5 protein-coding genes, 5 tRNA genes and 1 pseudogene are annotated in these 8658 nt (G+C 47.6%); 7 read left to right on the top strand and 4 right to left on the bottom strand.

The window, feature by feature from the left end:
* Positions 1 to 287: pseudogene (locus CIK04_RS33240) on the top strand (hypothetical protein); the annotation flags it as partial.
* Positions 288 to 315: 28 nt separating this feature from the next.
* Here the strand turns inward: CIK04_RS33240 and vmeD are convergent.
* From vmeD to CIK04_RS09740, 3 genes are read right to left on the bottom strand one after another with little or no spacing between them, the layout of a single operon-like run.
* On the bottom strand, positions 316 to 3435 hold the full coding sequence (gene vmeD, locus CIK04_RS09750) for a multidrug efflux RND transporter permease subunit VmeD (protein ID WP_017420445.1): 3120 nt from the start codon (positions 3433 to 3435) through the stop codon (positions 316 to 318).
* Positions 3436 to 3446: 11 nt separating this feature from the next.
* A complete protein-coding gene (locus tag CIK04_RS09745) occupies positions 3447 to 4553 on the bottom strand; it encodes an efflux RND transporter periplasmic adaptor subunit (RefSeq protein WP_017420444.1) in 1107 nt (368 codons plus the stop codon).
* Positions 4554 to 4570: 17 nt separating this feature from the next.
* Complete coding sequence (locus tag CIK04_RS09740) at positions 4571 to 5152, bottom strand: TetR/AcrR family transcriptional regulator (protein WP_038940886.1); 582 nt, start codon at positions 5150 to 5152, stop codon at positions 4571 to 4573.
* A 167-nt stretch (positions 5153 to 5319) separates the two neighbouring features.
* On the opposite strand from CIK04_RS09740, the gene rep reads away from it, so the two are divergent.
* On the top strand, positions 5320 to 7338 hold the full coding sequence (rep, locus tag CIK04_RS09735) for a DNA helicase Rep (protein ID WP_017420442.1): 2019 nt from the start codon (positions 5320 to 5322) through the stop codon (positions 7336 to 7338).
* A gap of 62 nt (positions 7339 to 7400) precedes the next feature.
* Here rep and CIK04_RS09730 read toward each other — a convergent pair whose 3' ends face one another.
* Positions 7401 to 7805, bottom strand: coding sequence for a cytochrome c5 family protein (locus CIK04_RS09730; RefSeq protein WP_026050285.1), 405 nt, complete (start codon positions 7803 to 7805; stop codon positions 7401 to 7403).
* 302 nt (positions 7806 to 8107) lie between these two features.
* Here CIK04_RS09730 and CIK04_RS09725 point away from each other — a divergent pair.
* From CIK04_RS09725 to CIK04_RS09705, 5 genes are all read left to right on the top strand, one after another.
* Positions 8108 to 8184: transfer RNA gene (locus CIK04_RS09725), tRNA-Arg, on the top strand.
* Between the two features lie 38 nt (positions 8185 to 8222).
* Positions 8223 to 8298, top strand: a tRNA-His gene (locus CIK04_RS09720).
* Between the two features lie 26 nt (positions 8299 to 8324).
* Positions 8325 to 8401 (top strand) — tRNA-Pro (locus tag CIK04_RS09715).
* A gap of 74 nt (positions 8402 to 8475) precedes the next feature.
* Positions 8476 to 8551: transfer RNA gene (locus CIK04_RS09710), tRNA-His, on the top strand.
* A gap of 24 nt (positions 8552 to 8575) precedes the next feature.
* Positions 8576 to 8652, top strand: a tRNA-Pro gene (locus CIK04_RS09705).
* Positions 8653 to 8658 lie beyond the last annotated feature (6 nt).

Genomic DNA, 8658 nt, shown 5'->3' with positions numbered 1-8658 from the left:
RTCATCGTTATGCTCGCTTCCGAGGTCTAGCCAATGTGCAAATGCAATGTTGGTTGGCAGCGGCAGCCCAAAACATCAAGAAGATAGCGTTGGTGGTGAACTATCTACGAAAAATGGGCTTAAATATGGCAGAAATAAGGCAGATACTTGCTTCTGTATACCCGTGTAATGAATGGAAACTTCTGCGCACGATATACAAAAAAAAATCACGATCGCGACCTACGGTCGCTTCCAAAAAAGAACCCCACTTAAAAAGCGGGGTTCGTCATCAATCTGAGGCCGCATAAGCGGCCTTTCGTTTATATTGCATCGCAATTACTGTTCTGCGATTTGGCGTTGAGCGGCTTTTGCTTCATCCACTCGAGCGAGTTTTTCCAAATCTTTATCTTCTACGAATACAGGTAGCGGTTTGTGTTTTTCAGCGAGGTAGCTGTAAATCACAGGCAACACGAATAACGTAAACAGTGTACCAATCGCTAGACCAGCTACGATAACGATACCGATGCTGAAGCGTTGAGCTGCGCCAGCGCCCGTTGCATACATTAGTGGGATCAAACCAGCAATCATTGCCGCTGTTGTCATTAGGATAGGACGAAGACGTACTTTCGCCGCTTCCATGACCGCTTCAATGCGTGAACGCTTGTTATGTAGCTGCTCTTCTTTGGCCACCTCACAAATCAAGATACCGTGTTTGGTGATCAAACCTACCAAGGTAATCAGACCCACTTGCGAGTAAATGTTCATCGTCGCAAGACCCCATGCTAACGCAATCAGAGCACCACAAATCGCCAGTGGCACCGATACCATGATAACGATTGGATCGCGAATCGATTCAAACTGAATCGCCAATACCAAGAAGATAATTGCCAAAGCAAGACCAAAGGTGGCGTACAAGGCGCTGCCTTCTGTAACAAACTGACGAGCTTCACCCATGTAGTCATGGTTGTAGCCAGTCGGTAGTTTGCTGCTAGCAATGTTTTCGAACCAATTGATGGCATCACCCATCGCTGTGCCTGGTGAAGGTACTGCACCGACGGTAGCCGAGTTCAACTGGTTGAAGTGAGGCAATGAGCGCGGTTCAGCGATCACATCAATAGTGATCAAGCTACCCAGTGGCACCGCTTTGCCATCGGCAGCGCGTACATAGTAGTTCTTCATCGACTCAGGGTTTAGACGCCATTTACGTTCCACTTGCGGGATCACTTCGTAAGAGCGGCCATTCAGGTCGATACGGTTGACGTAACCATCGGCCATCATAGTGCCTAGCGTGATACCAATATCTTGCATGGTGACGCCATATGCGCCTGCTTTGTCTTTGTCGATCTTGATTTTCATCGTCGCAGAGTCGTATTTCAGATCCAAATCTGAATAAACAAACAATGGACTTGAAGTCACTTCCGTCAGAATATCACTGGCGATGGTGTACAAGCTTTCAAAGCTATTTGGTGTGGTAATCACGAACTGAATTGGTAGACCAGAGCCTGCACCTGGAAGTTCTGGCATTTGGAAAGCCGTCACTGCCATACCTGGAACATTGGAAACCAAACCACCAACACGCTTAGTGATTTCCGCTTGGCTCGCTTCACGTTGGCTCCATGGCTTCAATGTTGCTAGACCAAAGGCTTGGTTCGAGTTTGGCACCCCAGTAAACACCTGAGCAAACTCAACCTCTGGCTGATCAGACAGAATTTTGTTTACGTCATTCATGGTGTTTTGTAGGTAATCCAAGTTTGCGTTAGATGGGCCAGTACCCATTAACATCACCACGCCTTTATCTTCTGAAGGTGCCAGTTCACTTGGAATGAACTTAAACAAAACAGGGAGCGTACCAAAAACAATTAGTGCGAAACCGATCACCACAGGACGATGGTCCATGACCGCTTTGAGCATTTTTTCGTAGCGGTTGGTCATGCCATCTAGCACGTGATGCACTTTCTCTTCAAATTTGCTTGGCTTTTCATGCGCCTTTAGCATCTTCGAACACATCATTGGCGATAGTGTTAACGCGATAATACCGGATACAAATACCGAACCCGCAAGGGTCAGAGCAAACTCTTTAAACAGCGAACCAGTGATGCCTCCCATGAGTGCAATCGGTGCGTACACCGCGCCCAGTGTGAGCGTCATGGCGATAACTGGTACCGCAATTTCACGCGTACCAATGATGGCTGCACGGAATGGTGATTCACCCTCTTTGATGTGGCGGTCGACGTTTTCTAGTACGACGATCGCATCATCCACTACCAGGCCGATAGCCAAAACCATCGCCAGCAGCGTCATCAGGTTCCACGAGAACCCCATCGCTTGCATCACCATAGCCACACCGATCAACGACAGTGGAATGGTGACGATAGGGATGATAACGGCGCGGAACGATCCCAAGAATAGGGTGATCACCACCAGTACGATCACAGCCGCTTCAACAATGGTTTTCACGACTTCGTGAATGGACTCATTGATGGCGATGGTCGAGTCGTACATCACGTTCATCTTAATATTGCTAGGCAGGTTGCGCTCAAGCTGAGGAAGCAGTTGAAGAACATCTGCCGCAATGTTAATTGGGTTGGCACTTGGTGCTGCGTTGATAGCGGCTACCACGGCTTCTTGGCCATTTGCGCTGGCGCGGTAAACATCGTGGCTTTTTTCTAGTGTGACTTTTGCGATATCGCCCAAGCGAATCACTTCACCATCACCCGATTTTACCACCAAGTTTTCCAGCTCTTGTACGTTTGAGACCTGAGTATCGGCACTGCCGTTGTACAGGACAAATTCACCCGTTACCTGACCCGTTGCCGATTGGTAGTTGTTGGCGTTGAGTACGCCCATCACGTCGGTTGCGGTGAGGCGTAGTGCGCCCATTTTGGCCGGATCCAGCCACACACGTAACGCGTATTTCAAACCACCATAGAGGTCAACTTTCGATACACCATTGATGGTAAAAAGTTGTGGGTTAATCACGCGCTCTAGGTAGTCCGTGATTTGGCTTGATGACAGCTCATCACTGGTGAAGCCGATATACAACACCGCCGTTGTCGACCCCGTCGACATGGTCACGGTTGGGTCTTCGGCTTCTTTTGGTAACTGTGAGCGAACCGAGTTAGTTTTGGCCAAAATATCCGCCAAGGCAGCATTTGGATCCGTATTGAGCTTCATGTTCACCGTGATGGTGGATTTACCCAGCACCGATTGCGAGGTCATGTAGTCAATATTATCTGCCTGCGCAACGGCTTGCTCCAAAGGTTGAGTAATGAAACCTTGGATCAAGTCAGCACTGGCGCCGTAGTAACTGGTGGTTACCGTTACGACGGTATTGGTCATTTCAGGGTATTCTCGCACCTGCATCTTGAACACCGCTTGTAAACCAAGCAAGGCGATCAAAAAGCTGATGGATACCGCTAAAACTGGACGTTTTATAAAAACATCAGTAAAGCGCATGATGCCTCCAATTACAGCATAGGGGTTTCAGCCGGAGGTGTAATCGCGTCGCTTTCGACAACACGAACCTTGGCATCGTTACTCAAGCGAACCTGGCCAGATGTCACCACCTGATCACCCACTTTTACGCCGTCGAGAATGTGTGCGATATTCCCAGTGCGTTCACCCACTTTCACCACGTGTTGTTTCACACGCTGCACGCCGTCTTCTTCCGTTAGAATGTAAACATTGTCACCGTAGAGCGTAAATGTGATCGCCGTTTGTGGCAGTGTGACTTGGTCTTCTAACTTCGGCAGAATGATGTTCGCACGGGCAAACATACCGCTGCGAAGCTTACCATCACTGTTAGGAATATCGGCTTGGACTTGAATCAAACCACTTTGGATATTGACAGCGGGTTCAATCGCGGTGATTGAGCCTTTGAATGGGTTTTGCGGATAAGCATCGACAAAAATATCCACTTCCTGGCCAAGATTGATGCGAGAAATATCGTTTTGCGGCACGGTAAAACGCAAGCGCATCACGCTGGTGTCTTCCAAACGTACGATATCAGAACCTGCTTGTAGGTATTGGCCTAGGTAAACATTACGAATACCAATGACGCCTGAAAATGGCGCTTTGATTTCACGGCGTGCAATCGAAGCTTTCAAGCTTTCAATGTCGGCTTTTAACGAGTAGTAATTGGCTTCGGCTTCATCGTACGCTTCTTTTGAAATCGAGCCTTTTTTGAAGAGCCCTTGATAGCGTTTGTACTTCGCTTCTGCTGCTGGCAGTTTTGCTTCACTGCTCTTCAGGTTGGCTTTTTCTACATCAGAGTCGAGCAGAACAAGTGGTTGGCCTTCTTTCACTTGTGTGCCTGATTCAAAGCGGATCTGTTTAATGACACCGCTGGTTTCATTGGCAATCGTCACACCTTGGTTGGGTTCGATAAAACCGATCGCTTCAATCACAGGCACCCAGTCGACTGGTTTCACTTCTGTGACCGTTACTGGGAACTCTGGCTCAGGACGATTTGCCAGGTATTCGGCAATTTTCTTTTGTTTGAAGAGGTTGAAACCTATCACACTGCCAAACAGCAGAATGGCGATAAGTAACATAAAAAAGGTCCACTTTTTCATTCGATTAAGAACTCCAATTAGTGATTAATGATTGCATCCCAGCTGGCTTCGATGGCAGCGTCAAGTGCCTTGTCATCCAGTTGGTAAAAGCCTAATGCGTGTTTTTTCGCTAGCCTGACGCTGGTCTCCAAACTTAGACCAAACAAAATTTCGTTATCCAGCGTTTTGAACACCCCTTGCTCCTTGCCCATATCGAACATTAAAGCAACTTGGTGAAACATTTTCTTTTCTAGCTCGCGGGTTTTGTGGCTATTCGAGCAAGGTAGTGATTCGTACTGAATACGGTTGCTCAAAGTAGACAAGTTTGAAGCCGCTAAATTCCATGTGTTTAGCCACATGGTGCGATATTGTTGTTTCAAAGGCATATCACGGGTTACGTTGGCTTGAATCGCCGTGGCAACTCGTTGAGTAATACGTAGCCTGAGCTCATCCAGCAGGTGTTCTTTATCGTCAAAATAACGATAAATCGTACCTGCTGCGACGCCCGCTTCTTTGGCTAATTTACTCATCGATAGACCCTGAAAACCGGACTCCGCAATCAACTTCTCTGCCGCAGCCAGGATTTGTTGTTGCTTGTCGTTCTGCTCTTCAGATGACATGGGTTATCCACCAGTGAATGAACGTTCATTCATTATAGCGGAAACAATAGCCATATTGGCAAGTGCTATGTGTGCTATTGAGTAAAAATCTTGTCAATGAGGCAATGGCAATCTCATCACTCGACGACTATTATATGGGCCTCGATTTTTGACCACAGATAAGCGCTATGAAACTGAATCCAAGACAAGACGAAGCCGTGAAATACGTATCAGGTCCCTGCCTCGTGCTTGCGGGGGCGGGTTCAGGCAAAACACGCGTGATCACCAATAAGATTGCCTATTTGGTGCAACAGTGTGGCTACAAAGCGCGTAATATTGCGGCGGTCACCTTCACCAATAAAGCCGCACGTGAGATGAAAGAACGTGTGGGACAGACACTGGGGAAGGGGGAATCAAAAGGCCTGATGGTGTCAACCTTTCACACGCTTGGTTTGAACATCATCAAACGAGAGTATCGTCATTTGGGTTTGAAGTCGGGCTTTTCCTTGTTTGACGATCAAGATCAGCTTGCACTGCTTAAAGAGCTGACTGAAAAACAGCTTGATGGCGATAAAGATCTGCTGCGTCAGTTAATGAGCACTATCTCAAACTGGAAAAACGACATGCTCTCACCAGAGCAGGCCGTGGCACGTGCGCAAGGTGAACAGCAGCAGTTGTTTGCCTTCTGTTTTGAGATGTATCAAAAGCAGATGAAAGCGTACAACGCGCTCGACTTTGATGATCTTATCTTGCTGCCCGTATTACTCCTTCGTGGCCAGGATGAGGTGCGTCAATACTGGCAAAACCGTATCCGTTATCTTCTGGTCGATGAGTATCAAGACACCAACACCAGTCAATACGAACTGGTGAAACTGCTGGTGGGTGAGCGTGGACGATTAACCGTGGTTGGGGATGATGACCAATCAATTTACTCTTGGCGTGGCGCAAAACCGCAAAACTTAGTGTTGTTGGGGCAAGATTACCCCAACTTACGCCTGATTAAATTGGAGCAAAACTACCGTTCAACCAGCCGTATTTTGCGTGCGGCGAACATCTTGATTGCCAATAACCCACACGTGTATGAAAAGTCGCTCTTCTCGGAAATTCCCGATGGAGAAAAACTCAAAGTGCTGTTGGCCAATAATGATGAGCATGAGGCGGAGCGCGTCACGGGGGAAATCATTGCCCACAAGTTTCTCAATCGCACCGACTATCGTGACTACGCCATCCTCTATCGTGGTAATCATCAATCGCGCCTCATCGAAAAGTCGCTGATGCAAAACCGCGTTCCTTACCGACTGTCTGGTGGCACGTCTTTCTTTGCACGCGCAGAGATCAAAGACATCATGGCGTATTTGCGAGTGTTGGTGAATCCTGATGATGACAACGCATTTCTGCGCATCGTCAACACGCCCAAGCGTGAAATTGGCCCTGTGACGCTCGAGAAGCTAGGCAGCTATGCCAACATGCGTGGCAAAAGTTTATTTGAAGCCAGCTTTGAACTAGGCCTTGAGCAGCATCTGACCGGACGTGGTCTCGACAATTTGCGTCGCTTTACTCATTGGCTGGTGGCGATTGCCGATCAAGCGGAGCGAGGGGACACAGTCGAAGCGGTGCGCTCGTTGGTGCGAGATATTCATTATGAGGATTGGTTGTACGAAACATCTGCCAGCCCGAAAGCCGCAGAAATGCGCATGAAAAACGTCTCTGATCTCTACTCTTGGATTGTCGCCGATTTAGAAGGTGACAATAACGATCAAGAAGAGAAAACGTTGAAAGAAGTGGTTCAACGTTTGACACTGCGTGACATGATGGAACGTGGTGAAGAAGATGAAGACAGTGATGCCGTACAACTGATGACACTGCATGCGTCTAAAGGTCTGGAATTTCCATATGTGTACCTGATCGGGACTGAAGAAGGGATATTGCCGCACCAAACCAGTATCGATGAAGATAACGTCGAAGAAGAACGCCGCTTAATGTACGTCGGCATTACGCGCGCGCAGCGAGAGTTAACTTTCGTGATGTGTAAAGAGCGTCGTCAATATGGGGAGTTGATCAAACCCAGCCAAAGCCGTTTTCTCGATGAATTGCCTTTCGATGATGTGGAATGGGAACAAACCAAAAAGCCAGTGACACAGGAAGAAAGAATGGCCAAAGGCCAAGCGCACATTGCCAACTTACGTGCGATGTTCAACAAGAAGTAAGCGGCAGACAAATAAGAAAAGGGCTTGGAAAACCAAGCCCTTCTGCTTTAGGAAACTTTGTTTTATAGACCTTTGATCATGTGATCAATAGCGGCAATGATTTCGTCATCGGAACAATCCATACACGTACCGCGAGGAGGCATAGCATTAAAGCCCTCAATCGCGTGCTTGTTCAACACATCATGACCTTGTGCAATACGCGGTGCCCAATCTGCTGCATTGCCAGATTTTGGTGCGCCATTTACCCCAGACGAGTGACAAGCAATACAAAAAGTGCCGTAAACTGTTGCGCCATCACGCGGTCCGGTTGGTTCAGCTTTGACTGGCTCACTACCTGCTAGATAAACATCACCTACTGGCTTGATGCGCTCTGCAATGGCATCGTGGTCAGTACTGGTAGCCATAGCTGCCGTAGAAAAGGTTAAAGCAGCGAATAAAACGCTAATCATTCGTCGAGACATATCCATTAAACTCACTTTACATTCCCAAGGTAAGTCAGCTGGCTTACCAAACATTTATATAGTTAGAGTGCTGTTTTGATTTAACGGTAAATTATCACTGTTAAATCAATGTAAATAATGGGTGATTATATCCCGTTAACTTGTTGCAATAAACAACAAGTTATCAGCTACAGGGGCTGAATCACATCTGTTATTTACATTTGTAGCCAGATAACTGACGAAAAAGAGACCAAACGGAAAAAAAACTAAAAAAAACACTAGACGCCATAGTGTGAACTACGTATTATTCCACTCCGCCGATAGGGCATGCGCCCGTAGCTCAGCTGGATAGAGCGTTGGCCTCCGGAGCCAAAGGTCGAAGGTTCGAATCCTTTCGGGCGCGCCATTTGGATGCCTGGAGGATATATCGGTGAAAAAACAATGGTGGCTATAGCTCAGTTGGTAGAGTCCCGGATTGTGATTCCGGTTGTCGCGGGTTCGAATCCCGTTAGCCACCCCATTCTTTTCTAAGAATGAAACATTTGTCGGTGAATAGCGCAGCTTGGTAGCGCATCTGGTTTGGGACCAGAGGGTCGGGGGTTCGAATCCCTCTTCACCGACCACTATTATTTGGGTTTTGCTTAAGGCGAGGCTCAGGTTTATGGCTTAAATAAGCGGTAAACATGACAATCTGATGGTGGCTATAGCTCAGTTGGTAGAGTCCCGGATTGTGATTCCGGTTGTCGCGGGTTCGAATCCCGTTAGCCACCCCATTCTTTCTTTAAAGAATAAAATTTCGGTGAATAGCGCAGCTTGGTAGCGCATCTGGTTTGGGACCAGAGGGTCGGGGGTTCGAATCCCTCTTCACCGACCACATTGA

It is taken from the genome of Vibrio sp. 03_296 (assembly GCF_002265885.1).
This window is presented reverse-complemented; position numbering and strand designations above follow the sequence as displayed.

Excerpts from the sequence above, each read along its gene's own strand:
- vmeD (WP_017420445.1), bottom strand. The coding sequence starts at position 3,435 with ATGCGCTTTACTGATGTTTTTATAAAACGTCCAGTTTTAGCGGTATCC.
- CIK04_RS09745 (WP_017420444.1), bottom strand. The coding sequence starts at position 4,553 with ATGAAAAAGTGGACCTTTTTTATGTTACTTATCGCCATTCTGCTGTTT.
- CIK04_RS09740 (WP_038940886.1), bottom strand. The coding sequence starts at position 5,152 with ATGTCATCTGAAGAGCAGAACGACAAGCAACAACAAATCCTGGCTGCG.
- rep (WP_017420442.1), top strand. The coding sequence starts at position 5,320 with ATGAAACTGAATCCAAGACAAGACGAAGCCGTGAAATACGTATCAGGT.
- CIK04_RS09730 (WP_026050285.1), bottom strand. The coding sequence starts at position 7,805 with ATGGATATGTCTCGACGAATGATTAGCGTTTTATTCGCTGCTTTAACC.